The sequence below is a fragment of the Pseudomonas sp. HC1(2025) genome (assembly GCF_058742075.1).
Genome location: NZ_CP196017.1, coordinates 1,683,575 through 1,709,739, shown reverse-complemented (window position 1 = coordinate 1,709,739; position 26,165 = coordinate 1,683,575). Strand labels below are relative to the sequence as shown.

The window sequence follows — 26,165 nt, the reverse complement described above, 5'->3', positions numbered from 1 at the left end:
TTGGCGCAAAATGTGTCGGCTAACGCAGGAATCAGGCTACAAATCATAAGCTTCAAGCCGACACTCTGGCCCCTTGAAGCTAGCAACTTGCCGCTAACTTTCCACCATCGCCATCGCCTCTTCCACATCCACCGCCACCAGTCGCGAACAGCCCGGTTCATGCATGGTCACCCCCATCAATTGATCAGCCATTTCCATGGCGATCTTGTTGTGGGTGATATAGATGAACTGCACCGTCTGGGACATCTCTTTAACCAGGCGGGCATACCGTCCAACGTTAGCGTCATCCAGCGGCGCGTCAACTTCGTCGAGCATGCAGAACGGCGCCGGGTTCAACTTGAAGATGGCAAACACCAGGGCCAATGCGGTCAGGGCCTTCTCGCCGCCGGACAACAAATGGATGGTGCTGTTCTTCTTGCCCGGAGGCCGCGCCATGATCGTTACCCCTGTATCGAGTAGATCTTCGCCCGTCAGTTCCAAGTAAGCGCTGCCACCACCGAAAACTTTTGGGAATAAGGCCTGTAAACCGCTATTAATCTGATCAAAGGTATCTTTGAAGCGGTTTCGGGTCTCTTTGTCGATCTTGCGAATGACGTTTTCCAAAGTGTCGAGGGCTTCCACCAGATCGGCGTCCTGGGCATCCAGGTAACGTTTGCGCTCGGACTGCTGCTGGTATTCGTCGATGGCCGCGAGGTTGATCGCCCCGAGTCGTTGAATACGTGCGCCAATGCGCTCAAGTTCTTCCTCGGCGTCCTTCTCGTTGGCCTGGGCGGTCAGGGTATTGAGTACGCCGTGTAGGTCGTAGCCATCTTCCAGCAACTGGTCTTGCAGGGTTTTGCGGCGCACCGTGAGGGCTTGCCACTCCATGCGCTGCTGTTCGAGCTGGCCGCGGATCAATTGCGATTGCTGCTCGGCCTGGGTCCGGCGCTTTTCTGCGTCGCGCAGTTCGCGGTCGGCGTCTTCCAGGGCGATTTGTGCGGTCTTGAGTTCTTCGTCGACGCTCATGCGTTTATCGAGCAACTCTTCGAGCTTCAAGCGCAGCTCTTCCAGCGGCGCCTCGCCCTCCTCCAGGTTGAGGCTCAGTTGCTCGCGCTTTTCCGTCAGGCGTTCGGACTGCATCTCCAGGCGCTCCAGGGCCTGGCGCGTGGAATCGTGCTGGGCGCGCAAGGAGCCCAGGCGCACGGCCAACTGGTGGGCGTGATCCTTGTGCTGGCGCGCTTCCTGGCGTACCCGGTCGAGGCGCTCGCGCAGGCTGTCACGCTGGGCCAGCAACAGTTCGCGCTGCTCGGTATCGAGGGCCATGCTGTCGAGGGCCTCCTGCAATTGCAGGCGTGCTTCGCCGACTTGTTCGTGTTCGAGGGCGCGCTGTTCGCCCATTTCGGCCACTTCTTCGTCGAGCCGGGTGCGGCGCAGGGTCAGCTGTTCGGCCTTGGCCTTGCTGGCCGAGAGTTGGGCTTTCAATTCGCCCTGCTGGCGCGCTTCGTCCTGCAACAGGCGGCGCAAGTGTTCGCGGCCGGTCTCTTGCTGGCGCTGAGTGGCGCGCAGGGTTTGCAGTTGGGTTTCCAGGGACTCAAGGGTGGCTTCGCGCTCTTCACGCTCGGCACTCAAGTTGACGATTTCCTGGCCACGGGCCAATACGCCACTTTCGGCTTCACTGGCGCGGCGCACCCGCAAAAAGTGCCGGCCTACCCAGTAGCCGTCGCGGCTGATCAGGCTTTCGCCAGAGATCAATTGGCCACGCAGCGCCAGGGCCTGTTCCAGCGAGTCCACCGGTTTGACCTGGCCCAGCCACGGCGCCAGATCAATCTGCGCCTCGACTTTATCCAACAGGCTGCCGGGCACGCGGGTGCCATCGGCTGCCGGGCTGAGCAGACGCAAGTCACCTTGTGTGAAGCCCGCCAGGTCAAAGCCGCCAAAATCGTCCACCAGCACCGCTTGCAGGTCCGCACCGAGCACGGTTTCCACAGCCAATTCCCAACCAGCTTCAACCTTCAAGCCTTCGGCCAGGCGCGGGCGCTCGGCCAGGTGCTGGTCGCGCAGCCATTCGGCGGTGCCGGTGCCTGGGTCCAATGCGGCCTGCTGCAAGGCTTCAAGGGAGGCCAGGCGCCCGTTAAGGCGCTGTAAATCGCCCTGGGCCTGCTGTTGCGCCTGGGTCGCCTGCTGCAGCTCCTGACGCAATTGCTCCAGGCGTTCCACTTGTTGTTCTTCGCTGGCCTCCAGCTCTTCCAGGGTCATTTCGCTTTCGGCCAACTGCTCGCTCAGCGCCATGATCGCCGCGTCTTCCGGAGCGGAGGCGAGCAACGCGCGCTCCTCCAGGGCCCGGCGCTGACGCTCGGCCAGGCGTTCCATACTGGTTTCCAGTTGCTGGATGCGCGACTGCTGCACCTCAGCCTGGCGCCGTGGCTCGGCGGAGCGCAGGTTGAACGCGTCCCACTGCTCCTGCCAGCCGTGCATGGTGGTTTCCGACTCTTCCAGGGCGGCGGCGGCTTCTTCGGCGGCGGCGCTGGTGATTTCCTGCTCGGGGGTGAGCATGTCCAGCTCTTCGCCGAGGGTCAGCAGCAAGGTGCGGTCGTGGCCCAGGTGGGATTCGGTTTCCAGCCGCGCCCGCTCCGCTTCCTTGAGGTCATCCTGCAACTGGCGCAGGCGCTGCTGGCCGTGCTGGATGCTCTGCTCGACCCGCGCAATATCGCCGCCCACCGAATAGAAACGGCCCTGCACCAGATTGAAGCGCTCGGACAGATCATGGTGACCGTCACGCAGGCGCTCGATGCTGGCGTCGGCATTGCGCTGCTCGGCCACCAGGGCTTCGAAGCTGATTTCCTGGGTGCCGATGATCGCTTCGCGCTGGCCCACCTGGTCATTCAAGGCCTGCCAGCGCAGGGCCGAGAGTTGTGCCTTGAGCTGGCGCTCTTCGCCTTTGTATTCCTGGTATTTCTCGGCGGCCTGGGCCTGGCGGTGCAGGCGCTCCAACTGGCGCTCCAGCTCTTCACGCAGGTCGGTCAGGCGCGCCAGGTTTTCGTGGGTGCGGCGGATGCGGTTCTCGGTCTCGCGCCGGCGCTCCTTGTACTTGGAGATGCCGGCCGCTTCCTCGATAAAGTTGCGCAAGTCCTCGGGCTTGGCTTCGATCAGCTTGGAGATCATGCCCTGCTCGATGATCGAGTAGCTGCGCGGGCCCAGGCCGGTGCCGAGGAAGATGTCGGTGATGTCGCGGCGCCGGCACTTGGTGCCATTGAGGAAGTAACTGTTCTGGCTGTCGCGCGTCACTTTGCGGCGGATGGAAATTTCTGCGTAGGCCGCGTATTCGCCCACCAGGGTGCCGTCGGAGTTGTCGAACACCAGTTCGATGCTGGCCTGGCTCACCGGCTTGCGGCTGGTGGAGCCATTGAAGATGACGTCGGTCATCGACTCGCCACGCAGGTTTTTTGCCGAGCTCTCGCCCATCACCCAGCGCACGGCGTCGATAATGTTCGACTTGCCGCAACCATTGGGCCCGACCACTGCCGCCATGTTACTGGGGAAGTTCACCGTAGTCGGGTCGACGAAGGATTTGAACCCCGCCAGTTTGATGCACTTGAGCCGCACGCTTAGGCGTCCGCCAGGGCTGCGATAACCAGGGTGCAACTGCGCTGGCCATAGGCCGACAACACTTGGCGAATCTGCGGCAAGTCACGGGCCAATACGGCAGCGAGCAGTTGCTCGAACAGCACCAGGTACTCGCTCATGGACGCCTTGCGTTGATCCAGGGCCAGGTAATAGGCGCGATTCATCGCCGGCTGCAGGTTCTCGACGGTTTCCTGCAGGTACGGGTTGTTGGCAAAGGGGTATGCGGCGCGCATGACATTGAAGCATTCCTCGACAAAGGCGCGGATGTCCTGGCGTTCGAAATTGCTCACCAGTCGTTGCTGGATCTGCACGAACGGCGCCATGTCGACCTGGGTCTGCCAGCCTTCGGCAACCGCGTTGCCCAGCAGGATGTACAGCTCGCTCATCAGCGTGCACAGGCTCTGCACCTTGTGTGCGGTGAGCTCGGTGACGTGGGCGCCACGGCGCGGCAGGATGGCGATCAGGTGCCGCCGCTCGAGGATCAGCAAGGCTTCGCGCACGGAGCCACGGCTGACATTGAGTGCCAGCGTGACTTTCTGTTCCTGGATCCGCTCCCCAGGCTTGAGATCGCCGCGAATGATGCGTTCGGCGAGGTGGTGAGCGATTTGCTCGGCGAGACTATCCGGCGCCTTGAACGTCATGTTTTCCCTTCAAAATCGTCTATCGGTACAAGGGCGGCAGTGTAGCGCAATCACTGGGCCAGCAACGCCGAATTTGGCATGAAATAAGCAGACGATAAAGCCCAGGCGCCCCTGAAAACGGCGGTTACAGGGATCTGAACCATAATCAAAGGTGTTGCAATCGCATTTTCTTGACCTTCTGGTCAGAAAATCGTTGACCGAAAAGTCAGACATGACTAGATTCGGCGCAAAGCGGTTAACAACAATAATGAGTCTGCGAGGCCTTCCGTGATCCAGTTTTTACTAAACCAGGAGCTCCGTAGCGAGCACGCCCTGGACCCGAACCTGACTGTGCTCAACTACCTGCGTGAGCACCTGGGCAAATCCGGAACCAAGGAAGGCTGCGCCAGCGGCGACTGTGGTGCCTGCACCGTGGTGGTCGGCGAGTTGCATACCGACGAGCAAGGTGCCGAGCAGATTCGCTATCGCAGCCTCAATTCGTGCCTGACGTTTGTCTCGTCCCTGCACGGCAAGCAACTGATCAGCGTCGAAGACCTCAAGCACCAGGGCCAACTGCACAGCGTGCAACAGGCGATGGTCGAGTGCCATGGCTCGCAGTGCGGTTTCTGTACGCCGGGCTTTGTGATGTCACTGTTCGCCCTGCAAAAAAACAGCGACGCCCCGGACAGCGCCAAGGCCCACGAAGCCCTGGCCGGCAACCTGTGCCGCTGCACCGGCTACCGGCCGATCCTGGCCGCCGCCGAACAGGCCTGTTGCAACAAGCCCCAAGACCAGTTCGATAGTCGCCAGGCGCAGACCATCGCCCGCCTCAAGGCCATCGCCCCGACGCAAACCGGTGAACTGAACAGCGGCGACAAACGCTGCCTGGTGCCCCTGACCGTCGCCGACCTGGCCGACCTCTACGACGCCTACCCACAGGCCCGGCTGCTGGCCGGCGGCACCGACCTGGCGCTGGAAGTGACCCAGTTCCACCGCACGCTGCCAGTGATGATCTATGTGGGCAACATCGAGGCCATGAAGCGCATCGAGACCTTTGACGACCGCCTGGAAATCGGCGCCGCCACCGCCCTCTCCGACTGCTACAGCGCGCTGCACCATGAATACCCGGACTTCGGCCACCTGCTGCACCGCTTCGCCTCCCTGCAAATCCGCAACCAGGGCACCCTCGGCGGCAATATCGGCAACGCCTCGCCCATCGGTGATTCGCCGCCGCTGCTGATCGCCCTCGGCGCGCAGATCGTGCTGTGCAAGGGCAGCGTGCGCCGCACCCTGGCCCTGGAAGACTACTTTATCGACTACCGCGTCACTGCCCGCCAGGACAGCGAGTTCATCGAAAAAATCATCGTACCCAAGGGCCACGCGCTATTTCGTGCCTACAAGGTTTCCAAGCGCCTGGACGATGACATCTCGGCGGTGTGCGCGGCGTTCAACCTGAAAATCGACAACGGGGTGATCAGCGATGCCCGCGTGGCCTTCGGCGGCATGGCCGCCACGCCCAAACGCGCGCAACACTGCGAGACGGTGCTGATCGGCGCCACCTGGAACAGTGCCACCGTGGAGAAAGCCTGCGCGGCCCTGGCCGAGGATTTCACCCCGCTGTCGGACTTTCGCGCGAGCAAGGAATACCGCCTGCTCAGCGCCCAGAACCTGCTGCGCAAATACTTCATCGAACTGCAAACGCCGCACATCGAGACTCGGGTGACCGCTTATGTCTAACCATCACGCCGTGGTAAAAACCCAAGCCGAAATGGCCGCGCTGTTTGCCCAGGACCTGACGTCCGGGGTCGGGCGCAGCGTCAAGCATGACAGCGCCGCCAAGCACGTGTCGGGCGAAGCGCAGTACATCGATGACCGCCTGGAATTCCCCAACCAGTTGCACCTGTATGCGCGCATGTCCGACCGCGCCCATGCCCGGATCCTCAGCATCGACACCGCGCCCTGCTACGCCTTCGAGGGGGTGCGCATCGTCATCACCCACGAAGACGTACCGGGCCTCAAAGACATCGGCCCGCTGATGCCCGGCGACCCGTTGCTGGCCATCGACACCGTGCAGTTCGTCGGCCAGGTGGTGCTGGCCGTCGCCGCCCGCGACCTGGAGACCGCACGCAAGGCCGCCATGGCGGCGGTGATCGAATACGAAGACCTGGAGCCGGTGCTGGATGTGGTCGAGGCCTTTCGCAACAAACATTTCGTGCTGGACAGCCACACCCACCAGCGCGGGGATTCGGCGGGCGCCCTGGCGAGCGCGAAACATCGTATCCAGGGGACCCTGCATATCGGCGGCCAGGAACACTTCTACCTGGAGACCCAGATTTCCTCGGTGATGCCCACCGAAGACGGCGGCATGATCGTCTACTGCTCCACCCAGAACCCCACCGAAGTGCAGAAACTGGTGGCCGAAGTGCTGGACGTGTCGATGAACAAAATCGTCGTGGATATGCGCCGCATGGGCGGTGGTTTTGGTGGCAAGGAAACCCAGGCGGCCAGCCCGGCATGCCTGTGTGCAGTGGTCGCGCGCCTGACCGGCCAGCCGACCAAAATGCGCCTGCCACGGGTCGAAGACATGCTGATGACCGGCAAGCGCCACCCGTTCTATATCGAATACGACGTGGGCTTTGACGACAACGGCCGCCTGCACGGGATCAATCTGGACCTGGCGGGTAACTGCGGCTGCTCGCCAGACCTGTCTAACTCGATTGTCGACCGCGCGATGTTCCACTCCGACAACTCCTATTACCTGGGCGACGCCACCGTCAACGGCCATCGCTGCAAGACCAACACCGCCTCCAACACCGCCTACCGTGGCTTCGGCGGCCCGCAAGGCATGGTCGCCATCGAGGAAGTGATGGACGCCATCGCCCGCCACCTGGCGCTGGACCCGCTGGCGGTGCGCAAGGCCAATTACTATGGCAAGACCGAGCGCAACGTCACCCACTACTACCAGACTGTCGAGCACAACATGCTCGAAGAGATGACCGCCGAGCTTGAGGCCAGCAGCCAATACGCCGAGCGCCGCGAAGCGATCCGCCTGTACAACGCCCACAGCCCGATCCTGAAAAAAGGCCTGGCGCTGACCCCGGTCAAGTTCGGTATTTCGTTTACCGCCAGCTTCCTCAACCAGGCCGGCGCCTTGATCCATATCTACACCGACGGCAGCATCCACCTGAACCACGGCGGCACCGAGATGGGCCAGGGCCTGAACATCAAAGTCGCGCAAGTGGTGGCCGAGATTTTCCAGGTGGAAATCGACCGGGTGCAGATCACCGCGACCAACACCGACAAAGTGCCCAACACCTCGCCGACCGCCGCCTCCAGCGGTGCCGACCTCAACGGCAAGGCCGCGCAGAATGCCGCCGAGACCATCAAGCAGCGCCTGGTGGAATTTGCCGCGCGCAAATACGACGTCAGCGAGGCCGATGTTGAGTTCCACAACGGCCATGTGCGGGTGCGTGAGCTGATCCTGACGTTCGAGGAGCTGATCCAGCAGGCGTATTTCGCCCAGGTGTCGCTGTCCAGTACCGGGTTCTACAAGACCCCGAAAATCTTCTACGACCGCAGCCAGGCGCGGGGTCGGCCGTTCTACTACTTCGCCTTCGGTGCGGCCTGCTGCGAAGTGATCGTCGACACCCTGACCGGCGAGTACAAAATGCTGCGCACCGACATCCTCCACGATGTGGGCGCCTCGCTGAACCCGGCCATCGATATCGGCCAGGTGGAAGGCGGTTTTATCCAGGGCATGGGCTGGCTGACCATGGAAGAGCTGGTGTGGAACAACAAGGGCAAATTGATGACCAATGGCCCGGCCAGCTACAAGATCCCGGCGGTAGCAGACATGCCCCTGGATTTGCGGGTCAATCTGGTAGAAAACCGCAAGAACCCGGAAGACACGGTGTTCCACTCCAAGGCCGTGGGTGAGCCGCCATTCATGCTCGGAATTGCCTCGTGGTGCGCGATCAAGGATGCGGTGGCGAGCCTGGGTGACTATCGCCATCAACCCAAGATCGATGCACCGGCGACCCCGGAGCGGGTGTTGTGGGGGTGTGAGCAGATGCGCCAGTTGCAGGCGGCGACGGTGGGTGAGGCAGAGACCGAGATGGCTTCGCTCTAGACCCAGGTGCTGCCATCGCGGGCGAGCCCGCTCCCACATTTGGATTGCATTCCCTTGTGGGAGCGGGCTTGCCCGCGAAGACGGCCGAACTGACAACAGAAATGTTGAGGTAGACATGAACAACTGGATCAGCGCCCTCGCCGACCTGCAACACCAGGGTGAACCCTGCGTGCTGGTGACCATCATCGAAGAACTCGGCTCCACGCCGCGCAACGCCGGTTCCAAGATGGTGATCAGTGCCGCCCGGACCTTCGACACCATCGGCGGCGGCCACCTGGAATACAAAGCGATGCAGATCGCCCGCGAGATGCTCGCCAGCGGTCAGCACAACACCCATCTGGAGCGCTTCAGCCTGGGGGCCAGCCTCGGCCAGTGCTGCGGCGGCGTGACCGTGCTGCTGTTTGAGCCCATGGGCCAGGTGCAGGCGCAGATTGCCGTATTCGGCGCCGGCCATGTCGGCCGCGCGCTGGTGCCACTGCTGGCCAGCCTGCCGTGCCGGGTGCGCTGGATCGACTCGCGGGAACAGGAATTCCCGGAGCATATCCCCCAGGGCGTGCGTAAAATCGTCAGCGAAGAGCCGGTCGATGAAATTGCCGACCTGCCGGCGGGCAGTTACTGCATCGTCATGACCCACAATCACGCGCTGGACCTGGAACTCACCGCCGCCCTGCTCAAGCGCAATGACTTTGCCTACTTCGGCCTGATCGGCTCGCAGACCAAACGCGTCAAGTTTGAACACCGCCTGCGTGAACGCGGCTTCGAGGCCGCGCAGTTACAACGCATGCGCTGCCCCATGGGCCTCACCGAGGTGAAGGGCAAATTGCCGGTGGAAATCGCCATTTCCATCGCCGGCGAGATCATCGCCACCTATAACGCCAACTTCGGCCAGCACACCGCGAGTGCCGAACCCATTGCCAAACTGCTGCCGGCCTCGCGCCGCAGCCAAGCTATCAATTGAGACGACCATGCCTTTGACTCGCAAAGCCTACCGCGCCGCCATCCTGCACAGCCTCGCCGACCCTGCCGTGGTTGGGATCGACGCCTCCTACGAGTATTTCGAAGACGGCCTGCTGGTGATCGACAACGGCCAGATCAGCGCCCTGGGGCATGCCAGCGACTTGCTGCCGACGCTGGCGGCCGATATCGAAATCACCCATTACCAGGACGCGCTGATCACCCCCGGCCTGATCGACACCCATATCCACCTGCCGCAAACCGGCATGGTCGGGGCCTACGGCGAACAACTGCTGGATTGGCTCAACACCTATACCTTCCCTTGCGAAAGCCAGTTCGCCGACAAGGCCCACGCCGAAGAAGTGGCGGATATCTTTATCAAGGAACTGCTGCGCAACGGCACCACCACCGCCCTGGTGTTCGGCAGCGTGCACCCGCAATCGGTCAACTCATTCTTTGAAGCCGCCGAGAAACTCGACCTGCGCATGATCGCCGGCAAGGTGATGATGGACCGCAATGCGCCGGACTACCTGACCGACACCGCCGAGTCCGGCTACCAGGAGAGCAAGGCGCTGATCGAGCGCTGGCACGGCAAGGGCCGTTTGCACTACGCCGTGACCCCGCGCTTCGCGCCTACCAGCACACCGGAACAGTTGACCCTCGCCGGGCAATTGCTGGGGGAATACCCGGACCTGTACATGCAGACGCACATCAGTGAAAACCTGCAGGAAGTGCAATGGGTCAAGGAGTTGTTCCCAGAGCGCAGCGGCTACCTGGACGTGTACGACCACTACAAGCTGCTGGGGGAACGTTCGGTATTCGCCCATGGCGTGCACCTGTGCGACGACGAATGCGCGCGACTGGCGCAAGCGGGTTCAGCAGTGGCGTTCTGCCCGACGTCGAACTTTTTCCTCGGCAGCGGCCTGTTCAACCTGCCGATGGCCGAGAAGCACCAGCTCAATGTGGGCCTGGGCACGGACGTGGGGGGTGGCACCAGTTTCTCGCTGCTGCAGACCCTGAACGAGGCCTACAAGGTCATGCAATTGCAGGGCGCGCGGTTGAGTCCGTTCAAATCGCTGTACCTGGCGACCCTGGGCGGTGCCAAAGCGCTGCGCCTGGAAGACAAGATCGGCACCTTGCAGCCGGGCACCGATGCCGATTTCCTGGTCCTGGACTACAACGCCACGCCACTGCTCAGCTATCGCCTGAAGCAGGCCAAGAACATTGCCGAGACGTTGTTTGTATTGATGACACTGGGGGATGATCGGGCGGTGATGCAGACGTATGCGGCGGGCAATCTGGTACACCAACGCTGACCCAAAGAACACCACAAAACCCTGTAGGAGCTGGCTTGCCAGCGATAGCATCACCGCGGTGAACAGATACACCGCGGTGCCTGCATCGCTGGCAAGCCAGCGCCTACACAGTTTGATCGGGTTTACAGCTTGATCGAGGAGCGGCCCGGCTTCTTGGTCTGCAGCAAATGCGAGAACACCGCATGCAAATCATCCGACGCGCTTTCCTCATCGAGGTTGAGCTTGCTGTCGATGTGATCCATGTGGTGCATCATCAGGTTCACCGCCAACCCCACATCCCTAGCTTCGATAGCATCGATCAACTGGGTGTGCTCGTCGTAGGAACAGTGTGAGCGGTTGCCGCTTTCATACTGGGCGATGATCAGCGAAGTCTGGGACACCAGGCTGCGTTGGAAGCTGATCAGCGGGGCATTTTTTGCCGCCTCGGCCAGCTTGAGGTGGAACTCGCCAGAGAGCCGGATACCCGCGCCACGATCGCCACGGGAGAAGCTGTCGCGCTCGTCATTGACCATCTGCCGCAACTCGGCCAACTCTTCGGTGGAGGCATGCTGCACCGCCAGTTCGGTGATAGCCCGCTCGACCAGGCGCCGGGCGAGGAATACCTGGCGGGCTTCTTCGACACTTGGGCTGGCCACGACCGCACCCCGATTGGGGCGCAACAACACCACGCCTTCATGGGCCAGGCGCGACAAGGCGCGGCGGATGATGGTGCGGCTGACGCCAAAGATCTCGCCCAGTGCTTCTTCACTCAATTTGGTACCGGGCGCCAGGCGTTGTTCGAGGATGGCCTCAAAGATATGCGCGTAGACGATATCGTCCTGGGTTCCACTGCGACCGGCCTTACCGGCTCGCGGCTGTTTCTTGAGGGGCTGCAACTGTTCGTTCATGGGCACTCGGGTCGGGAGAACGGCGGCGAATTGACGTTGACTGTAATAAGGGTATAGCGGGTCGCTGGCAAGTATCGCGTAAAAACAGCGCACATTGTACACAACCCGTTGCGCCAACACACTGTACGGCTGTTTGCGCGGCCGGCTGTATTGCAACAGTCAGTTACGTTTGAGTTTAGGCTTGATTCCACGATTTCCCAGGTACAAGGAACACCGCCCCATGACCGACGCGACCCAGGCGCCCCTGCGCCCACTGGCCGACACTTCGCCCTCGGCCATTGTCGCCGGCTTCATCGCCATGATGACCGGCTACACCAGTTCGCTGGTGCTGATGTTCCAGGCCGGCCAGGCTGCCGGCCTGACCACCGGGCAAATCTCCTCGTGGATCTGGGCGATCTCCATCGGCATGGCGGTTTGCAGCATCGGCCTGTCCCTGCGCTACCGCACGCCCATCACCATTGCCTGGTCGACCCCCGGTGCGGCGCTGCTGATTACCAGCCTGGGCGGGGTCAGCTATGGCGAGGCCATTGGCGCCTACATCACCTGCGCGGTGCTGGTGACGATCTGCGGCCTCACCGGCAGCTTTGAGAAACTGGTGAGGAAGATCCCCGCCTCGCTGGCCGCCGCGCTGCTGGCCGGGATTCTGTTCAAGATCGGCAGCGAGATTTTCGTCGCCGCGCAGCACCGCACCGCCCTGGTACTGGGCATGTTCTTTACCTACCTGATCATCAAGCGCCTGTCGCCCCGGTATGCGGTGCTGGCGGCGCTGCTGATCGGCACCGCCTTGTCCGGGCTGATGGGGCTCCTGGATTTCAGCGGGTTCAGCCTGGAAGTGGCGACGCCGGTGTGGACCACGCCGCACTTCTCCCTGGCGGCGACCATCAGCATCGGTATTCCGCTGTTCGTGGTGGCGATGACTTCGCAGAACATGCCGGGGGTCGCGGTGTTGCGCGCCGATGGCTACGATGTACCGGCCTCGCCACTGATCACCGCCACCGGCCTGGCCTCGCTGGTGCTGGCACCGTTCGGCTCCCACGGCATCAACCTGGCAGCCATCAGTGCGGCCATCTGCACCGGGCCTCACGCCCATGAAGATCGCAACAAGCGCTACACCGCCGCGGTGTGGTGCGGGATTTTCTACGGTATCGCCGGGGTATTTGGCGCAACCTTGGCGGCCTTGTTCGCCGCATTGCCCAAGGAGCTGGTGCTGTCGATCGCGGCATTGGCGTTGTTTGGCTCGATCATCAATGGCCTGAGCATCGCCATGAATGAGCCCAAGGAGCGGGAAGCCGCGCTGATTACCTTTATGGTCACGGCATCGGGGCTGACGCTGTTTTCCATCGGTTCGGCATTCTGGGGGATTGTGGCGGGGGTGTTGACGCTGGTGATTCTGAACTGGCGCAAAGCCTGACTTTAATACCCTGAAACGAAAAAGCGACCCGGGAGGGTCGCTTTTTCATGACATCAGACAGCCGGGTTGATCGGCTTTTCTGGGTGCCAGGCGTCCAGCAGTTCGCTGACTTCAACGCGGGTCAGCTCTGGGCGAGCCTTGAGCCACGCTTCGACAGCTGCACGCTGCTCAGGGGTAACCGAACCACGGGTGGCTTTGCAGACCAGACCGAAGTCGTCGCCGCCCACGTAGTCCAGGCCATTGCCATCCATCGCTTCGGTCAGGAAGGCGTCGAGGAAAGCGTCAACCGCTTTGTCGTCCAAACCTTCTTTGAAATCCAGGTTCAGTTCGAAACCCAGCTCTTGAAATTCATCAACGCACAGTTTTTTGCGCAGACGCCGGGAACGGTTAGTCGCCATTGGAACAATCCTCTTAAGTATTAACGGCCGGCACTCTACCAGTTTAAGGCGCTGATTGCCCGGCAATCCAAGACGGGTGGCACGATAGCGCGAAAAAAAACCGTGATTTGCAGCTATCGTTGAGGCACAAGTAGCTCCACCTTGGGGCATAATGCCGACACTTTCATGACCACTGGGGGATTTTCTTACATAGCCCCCGCTATATTCACCCTCCTATGCAGTAGGGTCTTACTTCTTATGATCAAATCCTTGCGTCCATTGTTACTCGCCAGTTTCCTTTTGCCCCTGGCCCTCTCTGTCACCGCCGCCCCGATCAATACCACCTTGCCACCTAAAGTCCAGGAAGCCCTGCAGAAAGCCAAGCTGCAGAACAATGCACTGTCCCTGGTGATGATTCCGCTCAATGGCCCCGGCACTGCCACGGTGTTCAACGCTGACGTCTCGGTCAACCCGGCGTCGACCATGAAGCTGGTCACCACCTACGCTGCCCTGGAAATGCTCGGCCCCAATCATCAATGGAAAACCGAGTTCTACACCGACGGCACCCTCAGCGGCGGCGTCCTGCGGGGCAACCTGTACCTCAAGGGCGGCGGCGACCCCAAGCTGAACATGGAAAAACTCTGGCTGCTGATGCGCGACCTGCGTGCCAATGGCGTACAGCAAGTCACCGGTGACCTGGTGCTGGACCGTGGCTTCTTTATCCAGCCGCAATTGCCGGAATTCAACGACGACGGCAACGATGCCAACAAACCGTTCCTGGTCAAGCCGGACGCCCTGCTGGTCAACCTCAAGGCCCTGCGTTTCGTGACCCGCAACGATTCAGGACGGGTGTTGGTGTCGGTGGAACCACCGATTGCCAGCATCCAGATCGACAATCAGGTCAAGGCCACCAACGCCAAGCAGTGCACCGGTGACGTGCGCTACAACCCGGTCACAGCCGCCGATGGCAGTGTCACCGTGACCGTCAGCGGCCAGTTGGGCGATGGCTGCAGCTCGCAGACATATCTGTCGCTGCTCGACCATGCCACCTACACCGCTGGTGCCGTGCGCGCGATCTGGAAAGAACTCGGCGGCACGATCCAGGGCCGCGACGTGCTGGCCCCAGTGCCGAAAACCGCCAAGGTCCTGGCCCGGGCGTTCTCCCCGGACCTGGCCGAGATCATCCGCGACATCAATAAATACAGTAACAACACCATGGCCCAGCAACTGTTCCTCAGCCTCGGCGCGCAATACCGCAACGATGCCGATGGCGACGACGCCAAGGCTGCGCAGCGTGTGGTGCGCCAGTGGCTGGCGAAAAAAGGCATCACCGCGCCGCACCTGGTGATGGAAAACGGCTCCGGCCTGTCCCGTGCCGAACGGGTCAGTGCCCGGGAAATGGCAACCATGTTGCAGGCTGCCTGGAGAAGCCCGTACGCGGCAGAGTTCATCAGCTCGATGCCGATTGCCGGCAGTGACGGCACCATGCGCAAGCGCTTGAAGACCACGGCCCTGCGTGGCGAAGCCCACGTCAAGACCGGCACCCTGAACACCGTGCGCGCCATTGCCGGCTTCAGCCGTGATAACAATGGCAATACTTGGGCGGTGGTGGCGATTCTCAACGATCCGAAGCCTTGGGGTGCTTCATCGGTGCTCGACCAAGTGCTGCTGGACCTGTATCGCCAGCCGAAGCTGGCAGCAGCGGCACCAGGTCTATAGATGGGGACTCAATGTGGGAGCGGGCTTGCCCGCGATAGCTGTGGGTCAGTCAGCACATTTGGCACCTGATACACCGCCATCGCGGGCAAGCCCGCTCCCACACAAGCCTGCTCCCACATTCGGTATACGGTACTCAGGCAGGCAAGCGCTGCGCCTCGACCCGATCCCGGCCCGCCTGCTTGGCCGCATACACCGCCGAATCCGCACGCAGCAACAAGCTATCCACCCCCTCATCGACCCGCCAACTGGCCACGCCGAAACTGGCCGTTACCGTGCCGACGCCGTCCATTGGTGTACTGCGCAGCACTTCCCACAACTCAACGGCCAGGCTGTAGGCCTGAACGCCATCGGTGTTCGGACACAACACCATGAACTCCTCACCGCCCAGGCGACAGAACACATCGCTGCGGCGCACACGCAGGCGGATACGCCGGCACAGCTCCTGCAGCACGCCATCCCCCGCCGCGTGCCCATGCTGGTCATTGATACGTTTGAAGTGATCGATATCCAGCATGATCACTGCCAGTGCTCCCGACGTGCGCCGCACCCGGCTCATCTCGGCCTTCAGCCGGTCCTGGAAATAGCGACGATTATGGATACCCGTCAACGAGTCGGTGATGGACAACGCCCGCAACTCTTCCTCTACCCGCTTGAGATCGGAGATATCCGACACATAGCCATGCCATAGCGTACCGCCGCCAGGTAACTCTTCCGGCGTCGCCTCGCCGCGAATCCAACGCAGGCCCCGACCTGGCAGTTGCACCCGGTACTCTTCACGCCAGTGGCTCAATTGCAGCGCTGACAGGCGGATGGAGGCGCGGATGCGCTCGGCGTCCTGAGGATGAATTCGCTCGAAGACTTGCTTGGCATCCTGTTGCAGCAACCCCGGATCGATTTCGTAGATATCGCGAATACCGTCGCTGGCGTAGATAAACCGCCAATTGTCGTTAGGCTCCAGGGTGAACTGGAAGATCCCGCCCGGCACATGGGCGCTGAGTTTTTTCAGCAACCGATCCCTCGCCGCCAGGGCCTCATAGGCGCGTTTCTGTTCGGTGACATCCAGGCAGATCGCCAGGTGCCCGACCCACAAACCATGTTCATCAAGCAAGGCTGTGGCCAGCATATTCACGGTCAACTGGCTGCCGTCCTGGCGCACCAGCGTCCACTCCCGGGCCTCATGCAGGCTGTCGGCGCCCTCCACCAGCATCGCCTGGCCGGGCATGATCCGCTTGCCGAGAGCATGGCTCAGTTGCATGGCACGGGTTTCCAGCTCCACCGCCAGGTGCAGGCTTTCGAGGGTCATGTGGCCCAGCACCTGGTCAGCCGGATAACCCAGCATTTGCTCGGCGCCGGCATTGAAGGTGCTGATCACGCCCCGCAAATCGGTGGCAATGATCGCCACCTGGGTCGCGGCGTTGAGCACACTGCGCAACTGGCCGTGGGCACCGCGCAACTCGTACTCGCGCTGGTGCAATTGCCCGGTGCGTTGCTGCACCAGCCGCACCGCCCGTTGACGCTGGCTGACCAGCACATAGAGCAAGGCACTGAGTAACAGGCTGAGCAAACAGCCCATGGTCAGGATACTGGCGACGGAGGAATGATTGGCCTGGGCGAATACCTGGCTGGGGCGCAGGCTCAGGGCGTAGACATGATCCCCAAGGGTCAGCCGGCGGATCGCTTCCAGGCCACTATCGCCCAGGGCATTGTCCGACGCATACAACACCCGCTGCTGGGTATCGGAAGTATCCACAATCTGCATCACCAGGTTGTCCCGCGCAGGTTTGGGCAGACCGTCGGCGACCAATTGGCGCATGCTGATCACCGCCATGACGAAACCGTAGGGTTCGTTGTAGGGCATTTGCGCGGTGGGCGCTCGAGTGACGGGCGCCACCAGCAACACCCCCATGGCATACGCCGGCTCGACGCCCACCAGCGACATCGGTTGGGACACGGCGATGGTGCCGGAACGGTACGCCCGCTCGACCGTCGATCGGCGCAGTGGCTGCGCCAGTAAGTCAAACCCCAAGGGTGAGCCGAGCAGGCTTTGGGTCTGGCTGTACAACACCGGCACATATTCGTCGCGCTCGCCCGCCGTCACCAAAGTCCCGGCTTCGTTCAGCTCGCGAATGGAGAACGACATGCCACGCTGGAGTGACACTTGCTGTTCAAAAGCCTGGCGCTGATCGCGAAATATCCGTGGCGCCCAGGCGTAGGCACGCGCGCGCAACAGTAGCGGCTGGGCGAACCCATCGAACTCTTCGCGGGAAACATCATGGGAGTTGACGAAAAAACGCCGCAGGCTGCCCAGGCGCTGTTCCTGGTCTTCAAAACGCTCTTCCAGGCGGCTATAGCGTTCGTTGACCAACAACTGAAAACGCTGGCGGACCTCCTGGTGATGCAGGTCGGCCGTGGCCAGCGCCAGTACGCCGGTAAGCGCCACACCCACCAGCAAGACCACCAAAGCCACCAGCCAAGCCGACGCCTGTTCGCTGATAAATCCCAGTATTTTCGGGCGGACGGCTTGCAACGGCATAGGCAAAACTCGCAACACCAGCGTGCAGGGGCGCCACTTTGGCTAAGAGAATAGTTATAGCCATCGAGCCCACTTTTGACCAGCGCAAAAAAGCCGCGAGCCCGGAAAAATCCAGGCTCGCGGCTTCAAGGTCGATCAGCGTGCGGTGATTTTCCAGGCGCGGTGGATTTTCGGGTTACGGGCGAAATCCGGATCGATGGTTTTGTCGCTGATTTCCTCGACGGCATAGCGCTCGCCCAGGTTGTCTTCCAACTGGAACTTGCGGAAGTTGTTGGAGAAATACAGCACCCCGCCCGGCGCCAAGCGGGCCATGGCCAGGTCCAACAACTGCACGTGGTCACGCTGGACGTCAAACACGCCTTCCATGCGCTTGGAGTTGGAGAAGGTTGGCGGATCGATGAAGATCAGGTCGAACTCATCACGACTGGCTTCCAGCCACGCCATCACATCACCCTGCTCCAGGCGGTTCTTGTCGGAGAAGCCATTGAGGGACAGGTTGCGACGTGCCCAGTCCAGGTAGGTTTTCGACAAATCGACGCTGGTGGTGCTGCGCGCACCGCCTTTGGCCGCGTGCACACTGGCAGTGGCGGTGTAGCAATACAGGTTGAGGAAGCGCTTGCCGGCGGCTTCTTTCTGGATGCGCATGCGCATCGGGCGGTGGTCGAGGAACAGACCGGTGTCCAGGTAATCGGTCAGGTTGACCAGCAACTTTACCCCGCCTTCGCTGACTTCCGTGAACTTGCCCTGGGCACTCTGGCGCTCGTACTGCTTGGTGCCGCTCTGGCGCTCGCGGCGCTTGACCACCACACGGCTCTTGTCGATGTTCAGCGCCTGGGGAATTGCGGCCAGGGCATCGAACATGCGCGCCGAGGCTTTTTCCGGGTCGATGGATTTGGGTGCCACGTATTCCTGGACGTGCACCCAGTCGTGGTACAGATCGATAGCCATGGAGTATTCCGGCATATCGGCGTCGTACACACGGTAGCAATCCACACCCTCGCGCTTGGCCCACTTGCCTAGCAACTTGAGGTTCTTTTGCAGGCGGTTGGCAAACATCTGCCCGCCTTCGCTCAAGCGCGCCTGCTCGACCACCGGAGCCGGTGCCGGCGCGGGTTTGATCGGGTTACCGTTCTTGTTGTACTGGCGCTCTTGCGGCTCGGTCGGGGCCTGGTCGTAAGCGGCTTGCTCACGTTCGGCCTGGCGCTGTTCCGGGGTGCGGCGCTCGCCGGTGACGAACTGGTCCGGGTTGACCTTGATCAGCAGCAGCTTGCACGGCAAGGCGCCGTTCCAGAACGAGTACTGCTTGTGGCTGCGGATACCCATGCGCTTGCCCAGGTCTGGCGCGCCGGTGAACACCGCCGCTTCCCAGCCCATGCACGCCTGGCGCAGACGCTCGCCAAGGTTCTGGTAGAGGTACAACAGGCTGGCTTCATCACCCAGGCGCTCGCCGTACGGCGGGTTGCAGATGACCAGGCCTTTCTGGTTCTGGTCCGGGCGCGGTTCGAAGGTGCCGACTTCACCCTGGTAGATCTTGATCCAGTGGCTCAGGCCGGCGCGCTCAATGTTGTTGCGCGCAGGCTGGATCAGACGCGGATCGGCTTCGTAGCCACGGATCCACAGTGGTGGCTTGTTCATGCCGATAGCCGCACGCTCGCTGGCCTCGGTGTGCAGTTTTTTCCACAAGGCCGGCACGTGGCCGAGCCAGGCGGTGAAGCCCCACTGCTCGCGATTGAGGTTGGGGGCCATGTCGGCGGCGATCATCGCGCCTTCGACCAGGAAAGTGCCGACGCCGCACATCGGGTCAGTCAACGCGCCATTTTCAGCGGCAATGCGCGGCCAGCCCGCACGAATCAGAATTGCCGCCGCGAGGTTTTCCTTCAACGGTGCCGCACCCTGCTGCAAGCGGTAACCGCGCTGGTGCAGGCTATGGCCGGACAGGTCAAGGGAGAGGATCGCTTCGCCACGGTCCAGGCGCAGGTGAATGCGCAGATCGGGGTTGATCTTGTCGATGGACGGACGTTCGCCGGTCGGGGTACGCAGCTTGTCGACAATCGCATCCTTGACCTTCAGCGCGCCGAAGTGAGTGTTGTCGATACCCGAGCCATGGCCGCTGAATTCCACCGCGAGGGTGCCATCAGGGACCATATGGTCTTGCCATTCGATATCCAGCACGCCGTGGTACAGGTCTTCGGCATCCTTCATCGGGAAGCGCTTGAGCACCAGCAACACACGGTTGGCCAAGCGCGACCAGAGGCACAAGCGGTAGGCGGTTTCCATGTCGGCCATGCCGCGCACGGCCGAGGTGTGCTCGCGTGCTTCTTCAAGGCCAAGCCCGACGGCTTCCTCGATCAGCAGGCCTTCGAGGCCCTTGGGGCAAGTGAGGAAGAGTTCGTAACGGTCCGACATGGGCATTCCAGGCTTTTCAGCAATAAGTGAACGGGCGACGCATCGCGCGTTCGGTTTTCAATCAAGCGCTTTTCTTGAAGAGCGCTCGCGTGGCACGAATGTGTGCCGTTCCACCCCGGTCTCCTGGCCTATTGGCCTTGATTGCCGGGGCAGAGAGATATTTTGTGCAACAAAAGGAAATATTCTGACCCTTCGTCGAATAATAACCGACTGCAAGCGGCGGGTATTCTCACTAAAGGATTAAACCCATCCTCTATACAGGGCACATCATAGCTGGCTTTGCCCTGTAAATGGGGCGAAAAGCCATCCCAGCTTATGGCTATAGCATCGTTATCGTTACGTGCTTATGACAAAACGATCATTGAATCCATGTGACCTATTGGTTAGAACTCAACACAGGTTAGCGCCGCAACGACGCTGACACAGAGGCTCGCCACGCCGGCAGCGAGCCACACCAACGGCAGAAAAACTCTGCCCGGCCTCGGATGAGGTCGAAGGATATCAAGACAGTCAACAAGTGAGGGAAACACCCTATGAGAAGACTTAAGCGTGATCCGTTGGAAAGAGCATTTTTACGCGGATATCAGTATGGCGTTCATGGCAAATCCCGTGAGCTTTGCCCCTTTACTCTACCGTCGGTACGCCAAGCCTGGATTAACGGCTGGCGCGAAGGACGCGGCGACAATTGGGACGGTATGACCGGCACTGCGGGGATCCACAGACTCAACGAACTTCACGCCGTCGGCTAATCAGGGCACTTAATTCCGACAACCACCTTGAAGAATGTAACGACTTAACCACGCACGCCCCATCCGGGCGGCGGGCTTCGGCCCAGGGGCTCCTTCGAGGAGCCCTTTTTTATGGGCCGGCTCCTACAGGGGCTCAGGATTTGGGGAGCGCCGCGATAGCGTCGACCGATTGGCGAATCAGCGCTGGCCCCTTGTAGATAAACCCGGAATACAACTGCACCAGGCTGGCCCCTGCGGCGATTTTCTCGGCAGCGTGCTTGCCTTCGGTGATCCCGCCCACGGCGATGATCGGCAAACGACCGGCCAGTTCGGCCGCCAGCACCTTGACGATATGGGTGCTCTGGTCACGCACTGGCGCACCGGAAAGGCCACCGGCTTCGTCACCGTAGGCCAAGCCTTCAACGCCGACACGGCTGAGGGTGGTGTTGGTCGCAATCACCGCGTCCATCCCCGAATCCACCAGAGCCTGGGCCACCAGCACGGTTTCTTCGTCGCTCATGTCCGGGGCGATCTTGATTGCCAACGGCACGCGCTTGCCGTGGCGTACCGCCAGGTCTTCCTGGCGCTGGCGGAGGGCTTCGAGCAACTGTTTGAGGGAATCGCCAAATTGCAGGCTGCGCAGGCCCGGGGTGTTGGGCGAACTGACGTTGACTGTCACATAGCTGGCGTGGGCGTAGACCTTGTCCAGGCAAGTCAGGTAGTCATCCACCGCACGCTCCACCGGGGTATCGAAGTTCTTGCCGATATTGATCCCGAGGATGCCCTTGTACTTGGCGGCCTGTACCCGGGACAACAGGTGGTCAACCCCCAGGTTGTTGAAGCCCATGCGGTTGATGATCGCCTCGGCTTCCGGCAGGCGGAAAATGCGCGGCTTGGGATTGCCCGGCTGCGGGCGCGGCGTGACGGTGCCGATCTCGACAAAACCGAACCCCAGCTGCGCGAAGCCATCGATGGCCGCGCCATTCTTGTCCAGGCCAGCCGCCAGGCCCACCGGGTTGGGAAAATCGAGCCCCATCACCGACACCGGCATCTTCGCCGGCGCCTTGCACACCAGGCCATTGAGCCCCAGGCGGCCACCCGCGCCGATCAGGTCCAGGGACAGATCGTGGGAAGTTTCCGGGGAGAGTTTGAACAACAGCTGGCGGGCCAGGGTATACATGGGCGGGCTTGACTCGGATGGCGGCAAAAGGTGGCGGCGATTATAGCCGGGGTGGCGGGTCCGTGCGAGGCATGGCACACCGCCGGTCGATCATCCATTGCGATGGGCCATCAACTCTTCATAGCGGCTCCAGATCTTCTGCGCGTAGCGCAGGCGCAACGCGTCACGCTCGGTCCCCGCCCCAGGCCCGACGTTATAGGCGCCCACGGCAGTCCAGTTGTAGCCAAACTGCTTGATGAAGCCGGCCAGGATCGAGGCCCCCACCTCGACCGACAGACAGGGCTCATCCAACAGGCGCTGCTCGGTAATGCCCTGCTTGAGCAGGCGAGGCAGATGGATGCTGTTGATTTGCATCAGGCCAATATCATAGGTGCCGTTGTTATTGCTGTAGTTCATGGCCTCGGCACGGTAGCCGGACTCCACAGCGGCAATCGCCTGCAACAGTTCCGGCTCGATATCGTATTGACGAGCGGCCTCGGCCCAGCAGTACGCCCGGGCTTCGCCTGCCCCGCCCAGGCAAAGCAACAACAGTCCCAGCCGGCAGGCGCGTTTCATGCCCGCTCGCCATACCATCCACAGGCAGGGCACGCACCTGGCGCTTTGCCCGCCGCCTGCGCCGGGCCAGGTGGCTCGATCACCCGCACCCGGCCATTGAAGCGATAACCACGGCCATACACGGTCGCGATCAGCGCCCGGTCGCCCTCCAACTGCTTGCGCAGCGCGTAGATGCACCGGGTCAGGGACTCTTCGGCGATATCGGTATGGGGCCAGACCTGCTCCAGCAGGTGGTCCTTGCTGACCAGCACGCCGGGCGTGGCCAGCAACAGGCGCAACACGTGACATTCCTTGGGTGGTAGCTGAATGTCGCGACCTTCAGTGGTCAACCTGCCATCCGCCTGCAACCTCCAATGACCAAAGGCGAGGGACGCCGCCATCAAGCCCTCAACTGCAACAACCATTCAAACCTCTGTACCTGTCTGCGGACATTCACGGCGCCCTGATTTTCCATAGCGCACCGTCTGGGAGATAGGGCGACTATAGAAACCCGCAGCCAGTTTCACGTTAGGAAAAAGCCCGCTGCTTCGAAGTTTTCCGGGAGTGTTGCGTAGGAACTTTCGAAGTCTGTACAAACCCCGCTACGGCTCGGCGATCCGCGCAAATGCACGCCGCACACGCTCGTATTGCTCGGCACTCAAGGGCGTCGAAGTGACGGAATGCGCGGGTGTGTCCAGCTCAGCCACCAGTTTTTTGATCAGCCTCAACTGCTGCTCACTGCCTTTGACCAGCAGGCTGTTGGTCTCTGGGTAGGCGATTACCACCGCGCCGGTGCCGGCCTTGCGCCCCAGCGTGGCGAGCTGTTTCTCGAGCAGCGTGGCGACACCCGGCACGGTGATGGTCTGCGAGCCCATGTCATACCGACGGTCCGAGACGTCGGCATTCTGCACCTGGACTACGCCCACTTCAGGCGGGGCCTCGCGTCGCGCCGGGCGCGGGCGATCCATCAACTGGGCCAGGCGCAGGACGTGGTCGACGTAGTTGGCGGGCCCCGACACATAAAACAATCGGGCGCCGGCCTTGCGCAGGGGGTAACGCGCCTCTTCGAGCCCCGCGCGGCGCATGACCTGGCGCAATCGGTCGACGGTCATGTAGCGCAGGGTCACCCCGGAACTCTTGGCCTCGCTGGCGTCGTAGAGATGCAGCACCTGGCCGTCGCTGTACCAGATCAGATCGTGCTGTAACGCCACGCTCTCCAGGACCGCTTGTGCATGGGCAAAATCAAAATGCCCGGTAATGCGCTTGCCCGCCGCCAGTTTGCTGACCACGATGGGCTGGCCCAGGGGCACCGCAAGCCGTCTGAAGAAGCCTTGTAGGCTTTCGTCCCACATCAGATAGGACTCGCCCATGGCCGGCAAGGCATTGAGCATCAACAGACCGCCCAGCAGCCAGCGCTGTAAAAAGCCACGACAGGTCGTTGCAGTAGATCGATCAAGGAGCACGCCGGGTTTCCTGGACGGTGTTGCGTGAAAGAGCGCCATAGTGAAAGCCCACCCGGGTGCAATCTTGATGAAAACCTGATCAACCACCACTCGCCCGGGCGCCGTGGCATGTGCCTTGCTTTGCCCTACCCAGCGCAGCCCGCGCCAACGCCGGAACGGGCTCACAGACAAAGGCGTCGTTACCTGCCGCGGCTTGCATGCCGCCTGGCATGACGACGCCTTTTTTCATACAGAAGGTAGGTTTAAATGAGTGATCAGCTCGGCAACAGCCAGGCCAACAACCCTCTGGCCTGGGTCAACGGCAGCGATGCCCCGGAAAAGAGCAGCCTCGACCTGGGCTTCATGGCCTTGAGCGATTGTGCCTCGCTGGTGGTCGCGGCGACCCAGGGGTTTGCCCAGCCCTACGGCCTGACGCTAAACCTCAAGCGCCAGTCATCCTGGGCCGGCCTGCGGGACAAGCTGGTCAGCGGCGAACTCGACGCCGCCCACAGCCTGTACGGCCTGATCTATGCGGTGCATCTGGGCATCGGCGGCGTTGCGCCGACCGACATGGCGGTGCTGATGGGCCTGAACCAGAATGGCCAGGGCATCAACCTGTCCCAGGGCCTGCAACAACAGGGCGTGACCAGTCCTGAGGCACTGGCGCGCAAGGTGCACCAAAGCCGGACAAAACTGACCTTCGCCCAGACGTTTCCTACCGGCACCCACGCCATGTGGTTGTATTACTGGCTGGCTAGCCAGGGCATTCATCCATTGCGGGATGTGGACAGTGTGGTAGTGCCGCCGCCGCAGATGGTCGCGCACCTGCAAGCCGGGCGGATCGACGGCCTGTGTGTCGGCGAACCCTGGTGCGCCAGCGCGGCGCAACAGCACCAGGGTTTTACCCTCGCCACCAGCCAGGCGATCTGGCCGGACCACCCGGAGAAAGTCCTGGGCTGCACCCAGGCGTTTGTCGAGCAGTACCCCAACACCGCCCGGGTGCTGGTGATGGCGGTCCTGGAAGCCAGCCGCTTTATCGACGACAGCATCGAAAACCGACGTTCCACCGCGCAACTGCTGAGCGCCCGGGAATACCTGGACGCCCCGCTCGACTGCATCGAGCCACGGCTGCTGGGCGCCTATGCCGACGGCCTGGGCAACCACTGGCAGGACGCGCACGCGCTGCGCTTCCATGGCGAGGGCGAGGTCAACCTGCCGTACCTGTCCGATGGCATGTGGTTCATGACCCAGTTCCGCCGCTGGGGCCTTTTGCGGGAAGACCCCGATTACCTCGCCGTGGCCCGCCAGGTGCAACAACTGGATCTCTATCGCCAGGCCGCAAGCGCCGTGGGCGTGGCGGCCATGGACACGCAGATGCGCAGCAGCCAATTGATCGACGGCAAGGTCTGGGACGGCTCGGACCCGGCCGGTTATGCCCGCAGTTTCCGCCTGCATGCCCTGGCCGACGATGTCGTCCGCCAGGCATTGCGCTGACCGGAGGCCACCCATGTTGCGAATCCTGCTGATCAATGACACCCCACGCAAAGTCGGGCGCCTCAAGAGCGCGCTGACCGAGGCCGGTTTTGAGGTAATCGACGAGTCCGGCCTGACCATCGACCTGCCGGCGCGCGTCGAAACGGTGCGCCCGGACGTGATTCTGATCGATACCGAATCACCCGGGCGCGATGTGATGGAGCAAGTGGTGCTGGTCAGCCGCGACCAGCCGCGGCCCATCGTGATGTTTACCGACGAACATGATCCCGGGGTAATGCGCCAGGCGATCAAGTCCGGGGTCAGCGCCTACATCGTCGAAGGCATCCAGGCCCAGCGCCTGCAACCGATCCTTGATGTCGCCATGGCGCGCTTCGAGAGCGACCAGGCCTTGCGCGCACAACTACTGGCCCGCGACCAGCAACTGGCGGAACGCAAGCGCATCGAGCTGGCCAAGGGCTTGCTGATGAAAATGAAGGACTGCAATGAGGAACAGGCCTACACCCTGATGCGCCGCCAGGCCATGAGCCGCCAGCAGAAGTTGATCCAGGTGGCGGAGCAGATTATTGCCATGAGTGAATTGCTAGGCTGAGCCACACAACCGCAATCGCCCAAGGTGGGAACGGGCCTGCCCGCGAGGGCAATGTCACGGTTGGCGCAAGACTTGCTAACTAAACACCACAGGTAGCCAACGGCGGTTGCCCCTCCACGACAAAGACGTCGCACATCCGGTTTGCCCAGGCGAACCCGGTGGCGGCGTTTTTTCGTTTGGATGGGGCGGCCTTCGCTGGCCGTTCCATCACCAGGCCTTCTACAAGATCCCCAATCTGAGGTG

The 26,165-nt window shown here is 61.8% G+C and carries 19 protein-coding genes; 9 read left to right on the top strand and 10 right to left on the bottom strand.

Features of this window, described 5'->3' with window-relative positions:
- Positions 1 to 93 precede the first annotated feature (93 nt).
- Positions 94 to 3,582 (bottom strand): chromosome segregation protein SMC, encoded by a 3,489-nt coding sequence (smc, locus tag ACSSVH_RS07550; RefSeq protein ID WP_169954222.1) that lies wholly within the window; start codon positions 3,580 to 3,582, stop codon positions 94 to 96.
- Positions 3,583 to 3,584: 2 nt separating this feature from the next.
- Entirely contained in the window at positions 3,585 to 4,244 is a 660-nt protein-coding gene (locus ACSSVH_RS07545; protein ID WP_169954223.1) for a GntR family transcriptional regulator, read from the bottom strand.
- Positions 4,245 to 4,511: 267 nt separating this feature from the next.
- On the opposite strand from ACSSVH_RS07545, the gene xdhA reads away from it, so the two are divergent.
- The 4 genes from xdhA to guaD all read left to right on the top strand — a co-directional run bounded on the left by xdhA (position 4,512) and on the right by guaD (position 10,622).
- On the top strand, positions 4,512 to 5,960 hold the full coding sequence (gene xdhA, locus ACSSVH_RS07540) for a xanthine dehydrogenase small subunit (protein ID WP_492634297.1): 1,449 nt from the start codon (positions 4,512 to 4,514) through the stop codon (positions 5,958 to 5,960).
- Positions 5,953 to 8,352, top strand: a complete 2,400-nt coding sequence (gene xdhB, locus ACSSVH_RS07535) for a xanthine dehydrogenase molybdopterin binding subunit (RefSeq protein ID WP_492634296.1) — start codon at positions 5,953 to 5,955, stop codon at positions 8,350 to 8,352. The genes xdhA and xdhB overlap by 8 nt, the downstream gene beginning before the upstream one ends.
- Before the next feature lie 115 nt (positions 8,353 to 8,467).
- On the top strand, positions 8,468 to 9,310 hold the full coding sequence (xdhC, locus tag ACSSVH_RS07530; protein ID WP_169954226.1) for a xanthine dehydrogenase accessory protein XdhC: 843 nt from the start codon (positions 8,468 to 8,470) through the stop codon (positions 9,308 to 9,310).
- Positions 9,311 to 9,317: 7 nt separating this feature from the next.
- Positions 9,318 to 10,622, top strand: a complete 1,305-nt coding sequence (guaD, locus tag ACSSVH_RS07525; RefSeq protein ID WP_169954227.1) for a guanine deaminase — start codon at positions 9,318 to 9,320, stop codon at positions 10,620 to 10,622.
- Positions 10,623 to 10,744: 122 nt separating this feature from the next.
- Here the strand turns inward: guaD and ACSSVH_RS07520 are convergent, their stop codons facing one another.
- Positions 10,745 to 11,509 (bottom strand): GntR family transcriptional regulator, encoded by a 765-nt coding sequence (locus ACSSVH_RS07520; protein ID WP_057439513.1) that lies wholly within the window; start codon positions 11,507 to 11,509, stop codon positions 10,745 to 10,747.
- Between the two features lie 220 nt (positions 11,510 to 11,729).
- Between ACSSVH_RS07520 and ACSSVH_RS07515 the strand changes: the two genes are divergently transcribed.
- On the top strand, positions 11,730 to 12,920 hold the full coding sequence (locus tag ACSSVH_RS07515; protein ID WP_169954228.1) for a benzoate/H(+) symporter BenE family transporter: 1,191 nt from the start codon (positions 11,730 to 11,732) through the stop codon (positions 12,918 to 12,920).
- 53 nt (positions 12,921 to 12,973) lie between these two features.
- Here ACSSVH_RS07515 and ACSSVH_RS07510 read toward each other — a convergent pair whose 3' ends face one another.
- The gene (locus ACSSVH_RS07510; RefSeq protein WP_492634295.1) at positions 12,974 to 13,318 is read right to left on the bottom strand and encodes a YggL family protein; all 345 of its coding nucleotides are present in this window, start codon (positions 13,316 to 13,318) and stop codon (positions 12,974 to 12,976) included.
- Between the two features lie 237 nt (positions 13,319 to 13,555).
- Between ACSSVH_RS07510 and dacB the strand changes: the two genes are divergently transcribed.
- Positions 13,556 to 15,016 carry a D-alanyl-D-alanine carboxypeptidase/D-alanyl-D-alanine endopeptidase gene (gene dacB, locus ACSSVH_RS07505; RefSeq protein ID WP_029298225.1) on the top strand — a complete coding sequence of 487 codons (1,461 nt, stop codon included), beginning with the start codon at positions 13,556 to 13,558 and terminating at the stop codon, positions 15,014 to 15,016.
- Between the two features lie 133 nt (positions 15,017 to 15,149).
- On the opposite strand, the gene ACSSVH_RS07500 is transcribed toward dacB, so the two are convergent.
- Together ACSSVH_RS07500 and rlmKL are read right to left on the bottom strand one after the other, a co-directional pair.
- Positions 15,150 to 17,549 (bottom strand): sensor domain-containing diguanylate cyclase, encoded by a 2,400-nt coding sequence (locus ACSSVH_RS07500; protein WP_169954230.1) that lies wholly within the window; start codon positions 17,547 to 17,549, stop codon positions 15,150 to 15,152.
- A 135-nt stretch (positions 17,550 to 17,684) separates the two neighbouring features.
- Positions 17,685 to 19,955, bottom strand: a complete 2,271-nt coding sequence (rlmKL, locus tag ACSSVH_RS07495) for a bifunctional 23S rRNA (guanine(2069)-N(7))-methyltransferase RlmK/23S rRNA (guanine(2445)-N(2))-methyltransferase RlmL (protein WP_492634294.1) — start codon at positions 19,953 to 19,955, stop codon at positions 17,685 to 17,687.
- A 533-nt stretch (positions 19,956 to 20,488) separates the two neighbouring features.
- Between rlmKL and rmf the strand changes: the two genes are divergently transcribed.
- Positions 20,489 to 20,704, top strand: coding sequence for a ribosome modulation factor (gene rmf, locus ACSSVH_RS07490; protein WP_002553055.1), 216 nt, complete (start codon positions 20,489 to 20,491; stop codon positions 20,702 to 20,704).
- A gap of 133 nt (positions 20,705 to 20,837) precedes the next feature.
- Here rmf and ACSSVH_RS07485 read toward each other — a convergent pair whose 3' ends face one another.
- The 4 genes from ACSSVH_RS07485 to ACSSVH_RS07470 form a co-directional block, all read right to left on the bottom strand.
- The gene (locus tag ACSSVH_RS07485) at positions 20,838 to 21,863 is read right to left on the bottom strand and encodes a quinone-dependent dihydroorotate dehydrogenase (RefSeq protein ID WP_169954231.1); all 1,026 of its coding nucleotides are present in this window, start codon (positions 21,861 to 21,863) and stop codon (positions 20,838 to 20,840) included.
- 90 nt (positions 21,864 to 21,953) lie between these two features.
- Positions 21,954 to 22,418 carry a transglycosylase SLT domain-containing protein gene (locus tag ACSSVH_RS07480; RefSeq protein ID WP_432755209.1) on the bottom strand — a complete coding sequence of 155 codons (465 nt, stop codon included), beginning with the start codon at positions 22,416 to 22,418 and terminating at the stop codon, positions 21,954 to 21,956.
- Positions 22,415 to 22,798, bottom strand: a complete 384-nt coding sequence (locus ACSSVH_RS07475; protein ID WP_492634701.1) for a winged helix-turn-helix domain-containing protein — start codon at positions 22,796 to 22,798, stop codon at positions 22,415 to 22,417. Before ACSSVH_RS07475 ends, ACSSVH_RS07480 begins: the two co-directional genes overlap by 4 nt.
- 201 nt (positions 22,799 to 22,999) lie before the next feature.
- Positions 23,000 to 23,860: a secretin N-terminal domain-containing protein gene (locus ACSSVH_RS07470; protein ID WP_492634293.1), complete on the bottom strand. Its 861-nt coding sequence runs from the start codon at positions 23,858 to 23,860 to the stop codon at positions 23,000 to 23,002.
- 246 nt (positions 23,861 to 24,106) lie between these two features.
- Between ACSSVH_RS07470 and ACSSVH_RS07465 the strand changes: the two genes are divergently transcribed.
- Together ACSSVH_RS07465 and ACSSVH_RS07460 are read left to right on the top strand one after the other, a co-directional pair.
- Positions 24,107 to 25,333, top strand: coding sequence for a CmpA/NrtA family ABC transporter substrate-binding protein (locus tag ACSSVH_RS07465; protein WP_492634292.1), 1,227 nt, complete (start codon positions 24,107 to 24,109; stop codon positions 25,331 to 25,333).
- 13 nt (positions 25,334 to 25,346) lie between these two features.
- Positions 25,347 to 25,922, top strand: coding sequence for an ANTAR domain-containing response regulator (locus ACSSVH_RS07460; protein ID WP_038442299.1), 576 nt, complete (start codon positions 25,347 to 25,349; stop codon positions 25,920 to 25,922).
- Positions 25,923 to 26,165 lie beyond the last annotated feature (243 nt).

Coding starts and splice junctions, on each gene's coding strand:
- ACSSVH_RS07545 (WP_169954223.1), bottom strand. CDS start 4,244: ATGACGTTCAAGGCGCCGGATAGTCTCGCCGAGCAAATCGCTCACCAC.
- xdhB (WP_492634296.1), top strand. CDS start 5,953: ATGTCTAACCATCACGCCGTGGTAAAAACCCAAGCCGAAATGGCCGCG.
- xdhC (WP_169954226.1), top strand. CDS start 8,468: ATGAACAACTGGATCAGCGCCCTCGCCGACCTGCAACACCAGGGTGAA.
- guaD (WP_169954227.1), top strand. CDS start 9,318: ATGCCTTTGACTCGCAAAGCCTACCGCGCCGCCATCCTGCACAGCCTC.
- ACSSVH_RS07520 (WP_057439513.1), bottom strand. CDS start 11,509: ATGAACGAACAGTTGCAGCCCCTCAAGAAACAGCCGCGAGCCGGTAAG.
- ACSSVH_RS07515 (WP_169954228.1), top strand. CDS start 11,730: ATGACCGACGCGACCCAGGCGCCCCTGCGCCCACTGGCCGACACTTCG.
- ACSSVH_RS07510 (WP_492634295.1), bottom strand. CDS start 13,318: ATGGCGACTAACCGTTCCCGGCGTCTGCGCAAAAAACTGTGCGTTGAT.
- dacB (WP_029298225.1), top strand. CDS start 13,556: ATGATCAAATCCTTGCGTCCATTGTTACTCGCCAGTTTCCTTTTGCCC.
- ACSSVH_RS07500 (WP_169954230.1), bottom strand. CDS start 17,549: ATGCCGTTGCAAGCCGTCCGCCCGAAAATACTGGGATTTATCAGCGAA.
- rlmKL (WP_492634294.1), bottom strand. CDS start 19,955: ATGTCGGACCGTTACGAACTCTTCCTCACTTGCCCCAAGGGCCTCGAA.
- rmf (WP_002553055.1), top strand. CDS start 20,489: ATGAGAAGACTTAAGCGTGATCCGTTGGAAAGAGCATTTTTACGCGGA.
- ACSSVH_RS07485 (WP_169954231.1), bottom strand. CDS start 21,863: ATGTATACCCTGGCCCGCCAGCTGTTGTTCAAACTCTCCCCGGAAACT.
- ACSSVH_RS07480 (WP_432755209.1), bottom strand. CDS start 22,418: ATGAAACGCGCCTGCCGGCTGGGACTGTTGTTGCTTTGCCTGGGCGGG.
- ACSSVH_RS07475 (WP_492634701.1), bottom strand. CDS start 22,798: ATGGCGGCGTCCCTCGCCTTTGGTCATTGGAGGTTGCAGGCGGATGGC.
- ACSSVH_RS07465 (WP_492634292.1), top strand. CDS start 24,107: ATGAGTGATCAGCTCGGCAACAGCCAGGCCAACAACCCTCTGGCCTGG.
- ACSSVH_RS07460 (WP_038442299.1), top strand. CDS start 25,347: ATGTTGCGAATCCTGCTGATCAATGACACCCCACGCAAAGTCGGGCGC.